The 16,813-nt window shown below is 42.5% G+C and carries 18 protein-coding genes; 12 read left to right on the top strand and 6 right to left on the bottom strand.

The genetic code is table 11. The features are described from left to right. From hemL to OQY15_RS17480, 11 genes are all read left to right on the top strand, one after another. A complete protein-coding gene (gene hemL / locus OQY15_RS17530; protein ID WP_265793200.1) occupies nt 1–1,371 on the top strand; it encodes a glutamate-1-semialdehyde 2,1-aminomutase in 1,371 nt (456 codons plus the stop codon). A gap of 34 nt (nt 1,372–1,405) precedes the next feature. Next, a complete protein-coding gene (locus OQY15_RS17525; RefSeq protein WP_265793198.1) occupies nt 1,406–2,272 on the top strand; it encodes a HAMP domain-containing sensor histidine kinase in 867 nt (288 codons plus the stop codon). A 5-nt stretch (nt 2,273–2,277) separates the two neighbouring features. Further along, nucleotides 2,278–2,985, top strand: coding sequence for a response regulator transcription factor (locus OQY15_RS17520; protein ID WP_265793197.1), 708 nt, complete (start codon nt 2,278–2,280; stop codon nt 2,983–2,985). Beyond that, the gene (locus tag OQY15_RS17515) at nt 2,985–3,512 is read left to right on the top strand and encodes a hypothetical protein (protein WP_265793196.1); all 528 of its coding nucleotides are present in this window, start codon (nt 2,985–2,987) and stop codon (nt 3,510–3,512) included. Before OQY15_RS17520 ends, OQY15_RS17515 begins: the two co-directional genes overlap by 1 nt. Before the next feature lie 14 nt (nt 3,513–3,526). Continuing rightward, nucleotides 3,527–4,549 carry a uroporphyrinogen decarboxylase gene (gene hemE / locus OQY15_RS17510; protein ID WP_265793195.1) on the top strand — a complete coding sequence of 341 codons (1,023 nt, stop codon included), beginning with the start codon at nt 3,527–3,529 and terminating at the stop codon, nt 4,547–4,549. Nucleotides 4,550–4,593: 44 nt separating this feature from the next. Next, a complete protein-coding gene (hemJ, locus tag OQY15_RS17505; protein ID WP_265793194.1) occupies nt 4,594–5,145 on the top strand; it encodes a protoporphyrinogen oxidase HemJ in 552 nt (183 codons plus the stop codon). Then, complete coding sequence (locus OQY15_RS17500; RefSeq protein ID WP_265793193.1) at nt 5,146–6,282, top strand: hypothetical protein; 1,137 nt, start codon at nt 5,146–5,148, stop codon at nt 6,280–6,282. A gap of 62 nt (nt 6,283–6,344) precedes the next feature. After that, nucleotides 6,345–6,914 (top strand): RNA polymerase sigma factor, encoded by a 570-nt coding sequence (locus tag OQY15_RS17495; protein ID WP_265793192.1) that lies wholly within the window; start codon nt 6,345–6,347, stop codon nt 6,912–6,914. Further along, the gene (locus OQY15_RS17490) at nt 6,895–7,590 is read left to right on the top strand and encodes a hypothetical protein (protein ID WP_265793191.1); all 696 of its coding nucleotides are present in this window, start codon (nt 6,895–6,897) and stop codon (nt 7,588–7,590) included. The genes OQY15_RS17495 and OQY15_RS17490 overlap by 20 nt, the downstream gene beginning before the upstream one ends. Before the next feature lie 11 nt (nt 7,591–7,601). Next, nucleotides 7,602–8,414, top strand: a complete 813-nt coding sequence (locus OQY15_RS17485) for an outer membrane beta-barrel protein (protein ID WP_265793190.1) — start codon at nt 7,602–7,604, stop codon at nt 8,412–8,414. 26 nt (nt 8,415–8,440) lie between these two features. Next, entirely contained in the window at nt 8,441–9,433 is a 993-nt protein-coding gene (locus tag OQY15_RS17480) for an ABC transporter ATP-binding protein (RefSeq protein WP_265793189.1), read from the top strand. 4 nt (nt 9,434–9,437) lie between these two features. Here the strand turns inward: OQY15_RS17480 and OQY15_RS17475 are convergent, their stop codons facing one another. Next, nucleotides 9,438–9,848 carry a hypothetical protein gene (locus OQY15_RS17475; protein ID WP_265793188.1) on the bottom strand — a complete coding sequence of 137 codons (411 nt, stop codon included), beginning with the start codon at nt 9,846–9,848 and terminating at the stop codon, nt 9,438–9,440. Between the two features lie 106 nt (nt 9,849–9,954). Here OQY15_RS17475 and OQY15_RS17470 point away from each other — a divergent pair, with 106 nt between their 5' ends. After that, nucleotides 9,955–10,821: a cupin-like domain-containing protein gene (locus OQY15_RS17470; RefSeq protein WP_265793187.1), complete on the top strand. Its 867-nt coding sequence runs from the start codon at nt 9,955–9,957 to the stop codon at nt 10,819–10,821. Between the two features lie 67 nt (nt 10,822–10,888). Here OQY15_RS17470 and ilvA read toward each other — a convergent pair whose 3' ends face one another. The 5 genes from ilvA to leuD are packed head-to-tail and all read right to left on the bottom strand — an operon-like array spanning nt 10,889 to nt 16,813. Next, nucleotides 10,889–12,142, bottom strand: coding sequence for a threonine ammonia-lyase IlvA (ilvA, locus tag OQY15_RS17465; protein WP_265793186.1), 1,254 nt, complete (start codon nt 12,140–12,142; stop codon nt 10,889–10,891). 1 nt (nt 12,143) lies between these two features. Next, entirely contained in the window at nt 12,144–13,652 is a 1,509-nt protein-coding gene (locus OQY15_RS17460; protein WP_265793185.1) for a 2-isopropylmalate synthase, read from the bottom strand. A 20-nt stretch (nt 13,653–13,672) separates the two neighbouring features. Further along, nucleotides 13,673–14,764: a 3-isopropylmalate dehydrogenase gene (gene leuB / locus OQY15_RS17455; protein ID WP_265793184.1), complete on the bottom strand. Its 1,092-nt coding sequence runs from the start codon at nt 14,762–14,764 to the stop codon at nt 13,673–13,675. Between the two features lie 4 nt (nt 14,765–14,768). Further along, the gene (locus tag OQY15_RS17450) at nt 14,769–16,229 is read right to left on the bottom strand and encodes an ATP-binding cassette domain-containing protein (RefSeq protein ID WP_265793183.1); all 1,461 of its coding nucleotides are present in this window, start codon (nt 16,227–16,229) and stop codon (nt 14,769–14,771) included. Next, nucleotides 16,229–16,813: a 3-isopropylmalate dehydratase small subunit gene (gene leuD, locus OQY15_RS17445; RefSeq protein WP_265793182.1), complete on the bottom strand. Its 585-nt coding sequence runs from the start codon at nt 16,811–16,813 to the stop codon at nt 16,229–16,231. Before leuD ends, OQY15_RS17450 begins: the two co-directional genes overlap by 1 nt.

Genomic DNA, 16,813 nt, shown 5'->3' with positions numbered 1-16,813 from the left:
ATGTTAGAGTCGTTAAAAAAAATGTTCTCCGGTAATGAAGAAGAGCCGGTAAACCCGGGAAGCAAGCCGGATATCTCAAGAGAAAAATCAGCAGAGCTTTACGAAAAGGCAAAAACATATTTCCCTGGCGGAGTGAACTCTCCGGTAAGGGCTTTTAAATCTGTATACGGAACACCATTATTTATTCAGAAAGGTGATGGCTGTTTTGTGTGGGATGCCGATGGAAACCAATTTATTGATTTCTGTGGTAGCTGGGGCCCCTTGATCCTGGGGCATAATCCTCAGAAGGTAAGAGAAAAAGTTACTGAAGTGATGCAGAACGGCATGAGTTTCGGTGCACCAACAGCACTGGAAAATGAACTGGCCGAAATCATCATTAAAAATAATAAACACGTTGAAAAAATCCGCTTCACCAGTTCTGGTACAGAGGCGGTAATGTCTGCGATCCGTTTGGCCAGGGGTTATACCCGTCGCGATAAGATCCTGAAATTTGAAGGTTGCTACCATGGACACAGTGACTCGCTGCTGGTGAAAGCCGGCTCTGGCTTAGTTACTTTCGGAGAAACATCATCCCTTGGTGTTCCAAAATCTTTCGCAGAGGAAACTATTGTTGTTCCTTTGAATGACAGGGAAGCGCTTACGCAGGCATTCGGACAATTTAAAGATCAGATTGCTGCAGTAATCATTGAAGGGGTACCTGCAAATAATGGTCTGCTGATGCAGGATCCTGAATATATTGAGTTCCTGCAACAGATCTGTAAAGAAAACGGTACCCTGCTGATCTTTGATGAGGTGATTACCGGTTTCAGACTCGGGTTTGAAGGTGCTGCAGGTTATTACGGAGCTAAACCTGACATCGTGACTTACGGAAAGATCCTTGGCGGCGGTTTACCCGTAGGTATGTATGGTGCTTCTGCTGAAATCATGGGACATATTTCTCCTGATGGTGGTGTTTACCAGGCTGGTACATTGTCTGGTAATCCTGTAGCTATGGCTGCTGGTATTGCCCAGCTGACGGAACTACTGCGTTCAGGTTTCTATAAGGAGCTGAACAATAAAGCGGCAGAATTTGTAGAGAGCATTCAACGTTTTGCTACGGCAAGGAATTACAAATTTAAGGTGTTTAACATCGGATCAATCTTCTGGTTTGCGTTTACAGATAAAGATAAAATCCAGTGTGCCGAAGATATTGATCCTGCAAGCATGGAGAAATTTAAAGTGATGCACCGCGAGTTACTGAACAGGGGAATATACCTGGGTCCTTCAGGATACGAAGTAGGATTTGTTTCTGCTGCACACAGCAAGATTGAACTGGAGAAAGCGAAAAGGGCGATCCTTGAAGCGCTGGATATTGTTTTTAGGAATAAGTAAATTAACACTATATTTATACAGTTTAAGCAAAGCTTTGAAGAAATCGATCATCATATTCTATTTCATGTTGCTGTACTCATTGGTACAGCTGATATCATGGGGAACGCTTGTCGTTAAACTCCAGCCCTCCAGAATGGCTATGGTCATGGGCGAGGGATCTGTCTTCCTTTTTCTGCTGTGTGTGGGCGCATTTTTCCTGCACCAGTCGATCAAAAAAGAAGATAAATTACGTGAACAGCAACAAAACTTCCTTTTATCTGTTACCCATGAACTGAAGTCGCCACTTGCGGCCATCAAGTTGTCGCTGCAGACCATTGTGAAGCGTGATCTGGATAAAGCCCGTCAGACCTCGTTGCTCAGTAACTCTCTGAAAGATATCGAACGGCTGGATGATCTGGTTGAAAATATGCTGCTGGCGACAAAGATTGAAAACCGCTCTTATTCTTTCCCACAGGAGGAGTTTGATTTTTCTGAGTTGGTGAGTAAAATTACTGACCGCTTACAGGTGCATTCATGCGGTTGTGAACAGATTATTAACCCTACGATAGAACCGAAGGTGAAGATCACAGGAGATCCCTTTACGCTGTCATCGGTAGTGACCAATCTTGTGGAGAATGCTGTAAAGTATTCGGGTCCATGTGCCGAGGTAAGTGTAGAGCTGGAGATGCAGAACGGACATCCTTTTTTAAGGGTTTCTGATACCGGACCAGGTATTCCGGATGCAGAAAAAATGCTGATATTTGATAAGTTTTACCGCGTTGGTGAAGAAAATACAAGAAAGGCGAAAGGAACAGGTTTAGGTCTGTTTATTGTGAAGGAGGTTTTGCAGAGACACGATGCAGATATCAGTGTTAAAGACAATGTACCGCAGGGTACAATTTTTGAAATCACATTTAGTTGATCATTATGCAACAGAAATTAAGAATATTACTGGTCGAAGATGAAGACCACTTATTAGATGCAATAAAATTAAATCTTGAACTGGAAGGATATAAAGTCCATGCGGTAAAAGATGGTAAAACCGCCCTTAAGATTTTTAAAGAAGAACGTTTTAACCTGCTGATCCTGGACGTAATGCTTCCTGAGATGGATGGCTTCCAGGTGTGCGAGACAATACGTTTGGAAAATACTGAGGTGCCAATCTTATTTCTGACAGCGAAAAATACAAGTGAAGACCGTGTTATGGGTCTTAAAAAAGGTGCCGATGACTATCTGGTAAAACCGTTTAACCTGGAAGAACTGATCCTTAGGGTAGGTATCCTGGTAAAACGCAGTATGAAATCAGACGACCTGAAAGAACTGAACTCTTATAAAATCGGTGAAAAAACAATCTATTTCAACTCTTTTGAACTGAAACAGGATGATGGTGTTATTGTTCCACTAACTAAGAAGGAAACGATGTTGCTGAAGTTGCTCATTGAAAGAAAAAATGAAGCAGTTTCCCGGGAGCAGATTCTTGAGACAGTATGGAATTATGATGTGTATCCATCAACACGTACGATTGATAACTTCATTCTTACTTTCCGTAAGTATTTTGAGCCGGATCAGAAAAATCCTGTATACTTTCATTCAATCAGGGGCGTAGGTTATAAATTCACGGATATCCATAATTAATGTTTAACGCAACCGGCAGGTATGCCCTGATGGCAATCTTTGTCATCGCAGGTGTGGTATGCCTTTTTTATGATGAAAACCAGCTTGCGGCAATAGCCGGACTGATGTTTGCCTTTGTCTTGTGGAATCACTTCAAAAGCAGCTCTATCCTGATGGCCTCTAAATCTTTCAAAATCGGAGATTTTGAGAAGGCCCATCAACTATTGAAAGAGGTACCAAATCCCGATAGACTGGCAAAAAACAGACGCGGCTATTATGAGTTTATGATGGGTAATATTGCGCTCAAAAAAGAAGATTATCAGGCTGCCGAATACCATTTTCAGATTGCCAGCCGTTTTCCTCTTGGATCTAAAAATGATAAATCTTTTATTCTGATCCACTTAGCCAATCTTGCATTGCGAAAAAAAGATAGTGTAAGGGCGCTTGCCTATGCCGAAAAGGCGCAGGAACTTGCGGGTACCGAACGCACGAATGAAATTATTATAAAAATTATAAAAGAGGCCAATAGCCTCGCACAAAAAGCTTAACAAAACAATAACAGATGAACAACTTATTTTTAGATGCAGCATGGTCAAAGCCAACAGAACGCCCACCAGTATGGATGATGCGTCAGGCCGGTCGTTTTATGCCAGAATACTGGGAGATTAAAAACAAATACTCTTTCCTTGAAATGTGCAAAACACCAGAAATTGCAGCTGATGTAACGATGTTGCCTGTTGATTTGTTGGGTATAGACGCAGCAATTCTTTTTTGTGATATCCTGGTCACTGCAGAAGCTATGGGTGGCGACCTGAGTTTCACACAGGGAGTAGGACCACGTTTCGCAAATCCTATACGCAATATGCAGGATGTGGAAAACCTGGACGTAGACTGCCTGGACAAACTGGAATATGTAGCTGATGCAATCAAAGTGATTCAACAGCGCTTAAACGGAAGTATTCCACTGATCGGTTTTGCAGGTGCTCCGTTTACTGTAATGAGCTACCTTGTAGAAGGTGAATCTTCAAAAGATTTTAAAAAGACAAAGTTACTGATGCACAATCACCCTGAGATTGCGCATGCTTTGCTGGCGAAAATTGCAAAAGTAACTGCTGCATATCTGAATCTTCAGATTGCTGCTGGTGTGAATGCAATTCAGATCTTTGACAGCTGGGCAATGGCGCTTTCATGGAACGATTATGCAGAATTCTCGCACCAGTATATCAAAGAAATTATCGCGAACCTGAACAGAAAAGATATTCCTGTAATTTCATTCTGTAAAGGCAGCTCTGTATTTGCTCCAATGATGGCTACGGCGCAGCCGGATGTGATCTCGGTAGATTGGAATGCCGACCTGCTGAATATCAAAAAGATTTTACCTTCTGGTATTGCTGTGCAGGGTAACCTTGATCCGTTCATCCTGTATGCTGACAAAGCGGTAATTAAAAAGAACATACTGCAGTTATTTGAAAGAATGCGTGGTGAAAATGGCTTTATCTTTAATCTTGGACATGGCATCATGCCTGACATTCCATTTGACAATGTAAAATATGCCATTGAAGTGATAAAAGAGTTTCGCTATTAAAGACAATGTTTAACTAATTTTGTCAGGCTTCTCTTTGTAACCTTATGGAACAATACTATCTCTACATTCTTGCCTTACATATCATCTTTGTGGTATGCTGGATGGCAGGTTTGTTTTACATTGTCCGTTTGTTTATTTACCATACCGAAGCAAACAGCCGTCCAGATCTGGAACGGGAGATCCTGCAAAAACAATTTGTCATCATGGAGCGTAAGCTCTGGTACATCATTACCGTTCCGGCGATGGTACTTACTGTACTCGCTGGTTTGGGTATGATAGCTACACGTCCAGGTTTGCTTCATGCGCCCTGGCTGCACGTTAAACTTACTTTCGTTGTTTTCCTGTTATTTTATCACTTCAGATGTCAGCGTATCATGAAACGTATGGAGCAGGGGATCTTTAAACTTAGTTCAATGCAACTGCGTCTGTGGAATGAGTTGGCTACGATATTATTGTTCGCCATAGTCTTTACTGTGGTACTCAAGAACGCGATCGACTGGATGTATGGTTTGGCAGGGCTGGTGATATTCGCGCTGGTACTGATGATCGCAGTGAAGCTTTACAAGAACTATAGGAAGAAAAAAGAAAATAACTAGATGAAAAGAGCTTTACTAATTTTAGTATTCATCCTTGCAGGATACCAATTCGGCCACGCACAGTTCAATCCTATCGCCATAGAAAACAGGATTCGTCCCGACAGCAATGCTGTGGGTGAAGTGCATTTGAATTTCTATAATTTCAATTATGTGCGTGATTATGAATATTCAAACCAGTTTCATGACGGGTATACTTTATACGGAACGCAACTTCAACCAGAGCTGGTGTACTATGCACATCCTAATCTGGCCATCGTGGCAGGAGCTTATATACGCAAAGACTTTGGGGATAACGGAGTGCATGATTCAAAACCTCTGTTCGCGTTAAAATATCATAAGAAAGACCTTTCCTTAATCTTTGGTAGCCTCGAAGGAGGTATCCATCATGGGTATATTGAACAGCTATGGGACTTTGAACGTCAGATTACGGATCCGATCCAATATGGTACCCAACTGATCATAGAGAAGGAAAAGTGGAAGCTGGATGCCTGGATCGCCTGGCAAAAACAGATTTATACCCCCTCTCCTGTAAAAGAAGAAATCATCGGCGGATTAACAGCTGAACGTTTATTATGGCAAAATAACGGATGGAAATTGAGTCTTCCGCTGCAGTTCCTTGTCTACCATAAAGGCGGACAGACGGATACGTTAAAATCTGTGCCGCTGCTCACGATGGGTAACGGCGCTACCGGCCTGAAACTACATAAAGAAATTGGGGGCAATGTTCAGGAAATCTTTACCGATAATTATCTGGTAGGCTACAAAGATTTTTCTCCTACCAAAATTCAGGCTTTCCAGGGTGGTTACGGATTATGGTTTAATGCCGGTGCAAACACCAAATGGGGAAGTATCGTCGCTTCTTACTGGAAAGGAAATAACTTCCAGACCATCAAAGGGATGCCTTTGTATGAATCCGTTTCCAGTACTTTATACGATGCCGGTTACAAAGAAAAAAGCCGCAGTATCCTATTGCTCAGATATGCATACCAGCATGAACTATTGCCGCATCTTTATTTGGATGTGCGGGTAGAACCTCATGTAGACCTTGGAACTTCAAGAACAGAACAGCTCCAGTTTCAGGGGTCGTTTTTCTTAACTTACAAGCAGGACTTCAGATTGTTCAAGATCAAACAATAAATATTTTCATCCGCGTGCAACCTTTAGTATAGTTCAGTCATCTGATATATAACTAACGAATCATGAAGTTGACGCCACCTTACACGATAAATGATTTAATGGAAGGCTGCAAAGCCGGCAACAGAAAAATGCAGGAACTGCTTTACAGGCAAACTTCCTCTAAGCTGCTGCTGGTTTGTATGCGATATGCCCGCGACAGGATGGAAGCAGAAGATGTTTTGCAGCTGGGCTATGTTAAAATCTTTCAAAAAATCAATGAATATCGTGGCGATGGGTCTTTTGAAGGATGGATGAGAAAAGTGATGGTAAATTGTGCCATAGAAAGTTATCGTAAAAATTTGAGAACTTTAAATATTGTGCCTATTGAAGAAGGTTATGAACAGCCTTCTACAGGATTTGATTTTAGCAGGTTAGGGATGCAGGATCTGCTGTCGCTGATTCAAAAACTTGCTGACGGATACCGTATAGTTTTTAATATGTATATCATCGAGGGTTATTCACACAAAGAAATTTCCGCTTCATTGGGGATTTCTGAGAGTGCAAGCAAATCTCAGTTATCACGGGCGAGGGCAATTTTAAAAGAAGAGATTAGTAAAATGGAGGGCAGTAATTATGCAAAATATACAGGATAATGAATTTGACCGTTTGTTTAAGGACAAATTCGCAGAGGCAGAAATCACGCCGCCCTTAAATTTATGGGATAAAATTGATACACAGCTCTCCGTAAAACCGAAGCGTGCTTTTCCTGTTTACTGGATGGCAGCAGCTCTTGCTATAGCTGCTGTCTCGCTGGCTTTGCTGTTTCCTATACAGGAGCAGGATCATAAGGTAAGCTTAGCTGCGACGACAGCAACCGCGCCTGTCATAAATGCGCTGCCTGAGGTAGCTGCTTCAGAGGCTGCAAAACAGAAAGAGATTCCCCTTCAGATCGTTTCCAAACCCAAAACTTTAAAAAAAGATTTGGTAAGCTTGCAACCTTTAGCCCTCAACCCTCAACCTTATGGCAATGATATCACAGTTAAGCAGGAGAGATTAGGGCTGCCTATGTCGGTCTCCTCAGCTGCAGATACGCTCGTCCTGGCAAGTATCAATGATAGTAAGCAGCCCGTAGATCAGGTTATTGGGGAAAATGAAACGCGGACTGAAAATAAAGGTATCAGAAATATGGGCGACCTCATCAACTATGTTGTAGACAAAGTTGACAAAAGCGATGAAAAGATTATCCAGTTCAAAACTGAGGATGACAATTCATCTTTGGTTGCACTTAACATAGGAATTATCAGATTTAACACAAAGAAGCATAAATAATATACATCACAATGAAGAAGCTCTTATCATCACTTCTACTGATCAGCGGACTGATCTTCCAGCAAGCAGCTGCACAGGATACCACCATGACTACAACTACCGCTACGGTTACTACAACGCCGGTAAAAAACAGAAACTATAAACTGGATATATCTTTTGGAGATCGTGAGGACACGGTGAAAACAAAACAAGCATCTAAAGGGCGCTTTCTGGGGGGACTCACTTTTACCAGGGTTGATCTGGGATTTTCAAGGCTAATTGATAATGGAAGTTTCTCCCTGTCGCCGGAAAATAAATTCCTGGATTATAAAGGTGCAAAAACAACTACATTCTCATTTGATGTAGTGTATTTTGGCTACCGCTTTAATCCCATCTTCAAAATGTATATTGCCGGTGGGTTCGACTGGACGCTGATCAGATTGAAGAACAATGTCACTATTCAGCAGAATACACCGGACTTAACCTATATCGATGAGCCTATTGATTTTAGTAAAAACAGGTTCTCCAGCAGCTATGTGCATATTCCTTTGAACTTTGAGCTGCGCTCGAAAGAAAATCACAAGGGCAAAAGATTCTATTTTGTGTTTGGTCCGGAGGTAAGTTTCTTACTGAATGGCAAGGTAAAACAGATCAGCGATGAGCGTGGAAAACAGAAGTTCAGGGATGATTACAATTTTCAGCCGGTAAGATTGGGTGGTACAGTACGTCTCGGATATGGAGGAATAGGTCTATTCACTAAATATTACTTCAATGATATGTTCGACAGTGCTCCGCAGGCTGGCCTGAAAAACATGGCCTTCGGTCTTACGTTCGGACTGAACTAATACACACAAAAACGTATCTTTACGCTGTGGACGAAAATATTATCAGCGTAAATAACTTAAGCAAACAGTATAAAACTGAACAACTATCAGGGATCAGAAACATCAGTTTCACGATCAAACGAGGACATATCGTAGCCGTAATCGGAGAAAGTGGCAGCGGCAAGTCTACACTGCTGAAATCCATATTCGGTTTGTTGCAGGTTGATGAGGGTGAAGTATTATTTAACGGTAAAAGAGTCCTGGGACCTAATGAACAGCTGATACCTGGTCATAAAGAGATGAAGATTGTTACCCAGGATTTTTCTCTCAATATTTATGCGAAGGTTTATGATAATATTGCTTCCGTGCTTTCCAATACAGATGTGAAATCCAAGCAGGAAAAGACGGAGAAGATGATGCAGCATCTGCATATCGAACACCTCAGGAATAAGAAGATCACAGAACTTAGCGGGGGAGAGCAGCAGCGCGTTGCCATAGCAAGAGCTCTCGTTACAGATACCAGTTTATTATTACTGGATGAACCTTTCAGCCAGGTAGATGCTCTGCTGAAAAATCAGCTTCGTGCTGATATTAAACGCATAGCTGCCGAAACAGGGGTGACTGTAATTATCGTTTCACATGATCCCGCAGACGGACTTTTTCTTGGCAACCAGTTGCTGCTGATTAAAGATGGCCAACTGATACAGGAAGGAGAACCTGCACATGTTTATAATCATCCCGCGCATATCTATACTGCTCAATTATTAGGAAATGCTGTCGTACTCCCTGCGGAGAATGCCATCAAATTGGGGCTTGCAGCCACAAAAAAATCTGTTGTTTTTTATCCTGAATGGGTGGAGCTGAAGAGCGGCTGGAACAGCAAGCGTTACGAAGTGAAAGACGTTTATTATAAGGGTTTTTACGAAGAGCTGTTGCTGGAAAGAAATGGCGTGGTCATCAGGGCGATACAGCTGAATAGGGGTGAGCATAAAAAAAACGACCACGTTCAGGCGAACATTGGTCGTTTTATTGAATTTTAGTTGTTTAGATTGAAGATGTAATCAATACAATCTTTACCCTCACTCTTGAAGTAGGTCTTACAGGTGTTAGAATATTATCCCCAGATGTCTGAATATATAACTTCACAGATCCCGGAGCTACGTCATAACTGTAAGCCTGACCATCATAAACGAATGGTATCTTCTCATAAATATTATTATCATTTCGTGATATCATCAAGGAGATATCATCGTTGAAAAACGTATCCTCATCTAATTGTGATACTGGTATTTCAGCTGAAAGTGTATAGCCATCACTGCTGGGTATCCATTGATTAGGATTGATATATGCGATAATTGTCTGATTTGGCAACGTATCATCCGGCACAAATACCTCCTTGGTACAGGACGAAAGACCGATTGATGCAATAAATAGTAAGAGTAGGTATTTTTTCATTTGTGTTTTATTTTACATCAAACAATTATACTGCCATTTTTCGCATAAATTAAGTTTAAACATTATATTTAATAAAATTAATATCTCACATCCATATACGCTCATCATGGAAGTTCAAAGAAAATCAAATATAAGCTACCAGGAATTTATGGAAGAACACCATAATCCTGGAATACCTGTGATATTCACAGATGCATCTAAAGTCTGGAAAGCTAATGGTTTATTAACCCCCGACTGGTTTCGTGAAAATTATCCGGACAAACTAAGTGACGTCAGCGACAAAGTCACCGGCAAGCCTTATACAATGGCTCAGGTGATGGATCTGGTGGAAAACAGTAGCGTCGAAAATCCCGCACCTTATCCGTTAACCTTTAACATCACTCATGAAATTCCTGAGATGATGGATCTTATGCTGCCTGTAGGTCTCAACTATGCAAAGCCCAATTGGCTTGAGAACAAGCTGTTTAAGCGCGGACACTGGGGTGGCATTCTGGAGCTCTTCATAGGTGGCCCGGGGGGTAAGTTCCCCTATGTCCATAAGGACTATTATCATCTCAGTGCCTGGATTAACCAGTTATATGGTGAAAAACAATTTACTGTATTCCCGAGAGGACAGGAGGAATTTTTATACGCTACGGAGAAAAATCAATGGAGATCAGAGGTTAACATCTTTGAGCCTGATTATGTTAAACATCCGAAATTTAAACATGCAACTCCAATCAGCTTCACCGTTGGCCCTGGGGAAACTCTATATATTCCTTTTGGAGTCTGGCATTCAGCATACTCACTAACCCCAACAATTTCCGTAGCTTTTGATCAGCTCAACGCTAAAAACTTCCCCGGATTTATGGAAGATGTATGGTTCTTTAAAAATCAGGAGAGCAGCAGACCAAAAGCTATGGCTGCGTATGCTTATGCGCTGGCCTCAGGTACCATATGTAAGATTAAAGACCGCCTCAGTGCTGCTAAGTAAAGATACCTGACAATAAAAATGGCCGCATCATTGCTGCTGCGGCCATTTCTTTATAATCAGTTTCTGATCAGACTAAATATTCAAACAAGGTCTGGTCATTATTCAGTTCGATCATTTCGAATTTGAAATCACTCATTCTTTGTTTCAAAGAAGCATAATCTGAAGCTTCCTGCAATTCAATACCTACTAAGGCTGGCCCGTTTTCACGGTTGGTTTTTTTGATAAACTCAAATCTGGTGATATCATCATTTGGCCCTAACACATTATTGACAAATGCTTTTAGTGCTCCGGGACGCTGCGGAAAGCGAACGATGAAATAATGTTTCAGACCTTCAAAAAGCAACGACTTTTCTTTGATCTCCTGCATTCTTTCAATGTCATTATTACCGCCACTCACGATACACACCACTGTTTTACCGGCAATTGTATCCCTAAGCTGATCCAGCGCCGCAACCGCCAATGCTCCGGCAGGTTCAACCACGATCGCATCTTCATTGTAGAGTTTTAAGATCGTAGTACAGATCTTTCCTTCAGGAATCAGTAACATCTGATCCAGGAGCTCACTGCAATACTCAAATGTGAGGTTTCCCACGCGTTTAACGGCTGCACCATCTACAAAGCGGTCGATGTACTCCAGCGTTACCGGACTGCCATTTTTCAGCGCCTGGTTCATTGAAGGGGCACCCTCCGGCTCTACCCCAATCAGGGAGATTTCAGGTTTAACGTGTTTGAAGTAACTCCCAACACCAGATGCGAGTCCACCACCACCAATAGGCATAATTACCACATCGGTAGAAGGCAGATCTTCGAAAATCTCTACACCTACCGTGCCTTGTCCTTCAATGATCTTTGCATTATCAAACGGTGGAATAAATACCATCTGATGTGTGGTAGTATAAATCAGCGCTTCCTTCATGCAGTCGTCAAAAGTATCACCTACCAGTACAATTTTGATGTTATCCCCGCCAAACATTTCTGTTTGTTTGATTTTTTGTCTTGGCGTAATTTCAGGCATAAAAATTACGCCCTGGATATTCAGCTTTTTGCAGGAGTAGGCTACACCCTGTGCATGGTTTCCCGCACTAGCGCACACCACACCCTGGTTTAATTGCTCGGGAGTAAGAGTACTGATCATGTTGTAGGCGCCACGCAGTTTATACGAGCGTACTACCTGCAGGTCTTCACGCTTGAGGTAGATCTTTGCATTATATTTTAAGGAAAGCCCTTCGTTGTACTCCAGCTGAGTACGTTTTACGGTATCAGCTATACGGTTTGCAGCAGCGTTAAAATCCAATTCCACTTCTTTTTCCAGGTTTGCCATGTTATAGGAATTTGTTCAGTGCATCCAGGTAAGCATCTGCTGAAGCTTTAACAATATCAGTACTGAATCCGTAACCCAGATACGATTTATCCTCGTAGGCGACTCTCATGTTCACTTTGCTAACATCATCACTGCCACCATGGATCGCCTGTATCGTCAATTCTTTCAACTGAATATCTTTTCCAATGACACTGCCGATCGCCTTGATCGTTGCATTTACAGGACCGTTACCTTCAGCTTTTGCCTCATGTTCTACGCCTTCATATTCAAGTTTGATCGTAGCCGTAGGGTTTGCATTATCGCCGCATACTACCTGCAGGGAATTTAATTTATACCCGTTTTTATAAGTATCCTCTTCACCTTCGCTCATCAGGGCTAGTAAATCATTATCTGATATCTCTTTTTTCTGATCAGCGATCAAAAGGAACTTCTCATATACCTGATCCAGGTTGATCTTATCAATTACATAACCTAATCTTTCCAGGTGATGTTTCAGCGCATGACGACCACTACGGGCGGTCAGGATAATATCAGCCTGATCGAGACCTACATCTTCAGGATTGATGATCTCATAATTTTCCCTGTGTTTAAGGAAACCATCCTGGTGGATACCAGAGCTATGTGCAAATGCATTCTGACCTACAATCGCCTTATTAGGCTGTACAGGCATACGCATCATACGGCTCACCTGTGAACTGATTCTGGTAAAGTGTTTAGAATTAATATTGGTATGCAGGTTAAGGGCATGGTGTGTTTTCAGAACCATGACTACCTCTTCAAGTGCGGTGTTGCCTGCACGCTCACCAATACCGTTAATAGTACATTCTACTTGTCTTGCACCATTGATCACCCCAGCCAAGGTATTGGCTGTGGCCAGTCCCAGATCATTGTGACAGTGTACAGAAATGATGGCCTGATCTATGTTTTTTACATTTTCTTTCAGGTAAAGGATTTTGGAACCATATTGATCCGGAAGGCAGTAGCCATTGGTATCAGGAATATTTACTACTGTAGCACCTGCGGCGATCACAGCTTCGATCATCTGCGCCAGGAACACATCATCTGCGCGACCAGCATCTTCGGCGTAAAACTCAATGTCTTCAACAAACTGTTTTGCATATTTCACTGCTTCTACAGCTCTTCCCAGGATATCTTCACGGGTACTGTTGAATTTATATTTGATATGCATGTCGGATGATCCGATGCCGGTATGTATCCTCGGGCGTTTGGCATATTTCAATGCCGCAACTGCAGCATCGATATCACCTTTATTAGCCCTTGTTAAAGCACAGATCACGGGTTCGCTCACTGCTTTTGAGAGTTCTACTACACTTTGAAAATCACCTGGACTGGAAATAGGGAATCCTGCCTCAATAACATCTACGCCCAGGGCCTCCAGTGCTTTGGCAATTTCAATCTTCTCTGGTGTCGACAACTGGCAGCCTGGTACCTGCTCTCCGTCACGGAGAGTGGTGTCAAATACATAAACTCTATTCGGATCGTGTAACATAGTATGTTATAGTTTAAGTTCTAGTTAGTGTAAGTTTTTTGTGTAATAAATTTCAAGACGAGTTTACCCATTTCTTCGGTACCCAACACCTTATACGGACTGATTGTCTGGTCGGCAATGTCGTTCGTCCTGAAACCTTCTTTCAGTACCTGATCTATTGCAGAGATAATCAGTTCAGCTTCTTCTTTAAGTCCAAAGCTAATTTCCAGCATCAATGCTACCGATAGGATAGAGGCCAGTGGATTCGCCAGGTTTTTGCCGGTTATATCATGTGCCGATCCGTGGATGGGCTCAAAGAAGCCAGTTCCGTCACCCACAGAGGCTGAAGCCAGCATACCCATAGAGCCTGCAATTTGTGAGGCCTCATCAGTTAAAATATCACCAAACAGATTTGCAGTTAATACCACATCAAATTGTTTGGGATCTTTAATCAGCTGCATTGCCGCATTGTCTACAAACATGTGTGTAGTTTCTACCTCAGGATATGACTTAGAGATCTCCTGTACCGTTTCTCTCCAGAGGCGTGAACTCTCCAGAACGTTTGCCTTATCTACAGAACATAATTTTCTGCCACGCTGCATAGCTGCTTCGTAGGCCTTATGTGCGATTCTTTCAACCTCATATTTATTATAAACCATCAGATCAGAAGCAGTATGCCTGTCTTCAGAACGTTTTTTCTCACCGAAATACACATCTCCGGTCAGTTCCCTGAAAAACAGGATGTCTGTTCCTTTGAGGATATGTGCTTTAATACTTGAAGCATTCAGTAATTCGTCGAACAACAGGATAGGGCGCAGGTTCGCGTACAAGCCAAGCTCCTTACGGATTTTCAGCAATCCCTGCTCCGGGCGTACTTTCAGTGAAGGATCATTATCATACAAAGCATGACCTACAGCACCGAAAAGGATAGCATCACTTTTCTTAGCTTTCTCAAGGGTTTCATCCGGCAGGGGATTCCCTGTAGCTTCAATGGCAGCGTGGCCCATCAGTGCTTCATCGAATGTAAATTCGTGGTTGAAGCTGGATGCGATCTGGTGCAGTACTGCTTTACCCCAGGTGGTAACTTCTGGTCCTATTCCGTCTCCGGGAATTACTAATATGTGTTTCTTCATGCTATTATATACTTTCTAATATAGGTTCCACGGATTTTACTTCTCCGTTTTCTAATAAAATTCTTTTCTCAATACAAGCCGGCAACTGTGATTCAAAATGCCCCACATAAATCAGTGTGGTACCATTGCTACACAGTTCATCTACCAGCTTGTTAAAATGCTGCGCCTGATGCTGGTCTAGCCCCTGACAAGGTTCATCAAGGATCAGCAGTTCAGGGTTTTTGATAATGGTGCGGGCCAGAAAGGCAAGGCGCTGTTTACCCAGCGGAAGCTGGTTGATCAGCGTGTTTTTGTATTCCGTTAACCCGAAATAATGGATCAGCTCATCGGCCTGTGTACTTTGGGTGTAAGTAGGTGTGCGGAATAAACCTGAACTATCAAAAAAACCGGAGATGATACTATCCCGAACCGTTGCTGAGGCATCAAAGTACCACTGCAGTTCCGGAGAGATCAATCCCATTCTCTTTTTGATATCCCATATACTCTCACCACTTCCCCTTCTATGACCAAACAGGGAGAAATCATTGGCATAAGCCTGAGGATGATCTCCAGTGATTAAGCTGAGCAGTGTAGATTTTCCGGAACCATTATGCCCCTGCAGCAACCATTTTTCTCCGGCTTTCACTTCCCAGTTGATGTTTTTCAATACCTGTTTATCGCCATAGCTGATGTTGACATCATTCATATGCACGATACTTTCAGTCTTTGAAACAGGGCCTTCACGCAAAAACTCAGGTACAGGCCTGTCTGTCTCCAGCTTGAAATCCGGGATATGTGCGGCATCAGTTACATGTACCTGGCCATCCCTGATTTCTGCGAAGCAGTTGATGACAGCGGGCAACTCTCTGTCATTACTGATGAGGATCAGTTGCGTACCGCCTTCAGAAATTTCTTCGAGAAGGCTGTTTAGGTGCTTGCGCGAAAGTTTATCCAGTCCGTTATAGGGTTGGTCCATGATCAGCAACTGTGGGCGGAACCATAACGCTTCTACCAACTGGAGCTTTTTATGTTCTCCGCTTGACAACTGGATGAGTGTGGAGTTAAGCAGCTCAGAGAATCCCAGTGCCGCTACCAGCTTTTCAGCATCTGCGAAGTCCAGCTGGTGATTTTTGCCATAGTTTTCCAGCTCGGCACGAACCGTAGCTGTCGTTTCTTCTGCCTGTTTATTGTAGCGTTGCTGGTAGTAAAAGTTCGACTGTCCTTCCAGATCTTTGAACTGATACCAGTTGGCTACATAATGAGCAACAGCAGGCAAGCTGTTCTGCTGATCAAAATTGATATCAATTTTCCCATCAAACTTTATCAGGCCTGCTATGGCTTTTGCCAATGAGGTCTTTCCAGTTCCGCTGGCACCACGCAGGAGCCAGTTTTCCCCGCGTTTGATGGTCCAGTTCAAATCCTGTAACACCGGTTTATGGTGATACCTGAGATGAAGGTTGGTGATATTTACGACGGGTTCTGACATTATTTTTTCTGTTCGAATTCTTCTATTAAATCTTTTTGTGCAAGGATGAAATCGATATCATCATAACCATTGATCAGGCATGATTTTTTATAGGCATTGATTTCAAATTCTGCCTCTTCACCTGTAGATACTATGGTGACAGTTTGTTTATCAAGATCAACATCCAGCTGTGCGTTGTGATCTTTGCTTACTGCAGTAAACACTGCCGCAAGAAATTCATCACTTACCTGAATGGGTAACAGACCATTGTTCAGTGCATTTCCCTTAAAGATGTCAGCAAAGAAGCTGCTGATGACTACATCAAATCCTGCGTCCTGTATAGCCCATGCAGCGTGCTCGCGACTACTACCACAACCAAAGTTTTTGCCTGCTACCAGTACCCGGCCTTTGTAAGTTGGGTCGTTGAGTACAAAATCAGGTTTAGGCGTATTGTCGCCGTTATACCTCCAGTCGCGGAACAAGTTTTCCCCAAAGCCTTCACGGGTAGTAGCTTTCAGGAACCTGGCCGGAATAATCTGGTCGGTATCAATATTTTCTATATTTAAAGGCACGATGGCCGATAATAATCTTTCGAATTTCTTCAT

Origin of the sequence: Pedobacter sp. MC2016-15, assembly GCF_026239695.1 — a bacterium.
Taxonomy (GTDB): domain Bacteria; phylum Bacteroidota; class Bacteroidia; order Sphingobacteriales; family Sphingobacteriaceae; genus Pedobacter.
The sequence above is the reverse complement of the archived record's forward strand: the minus strand, read 5'-3'. Positions and strand labels throughout refer to the sequence as shown.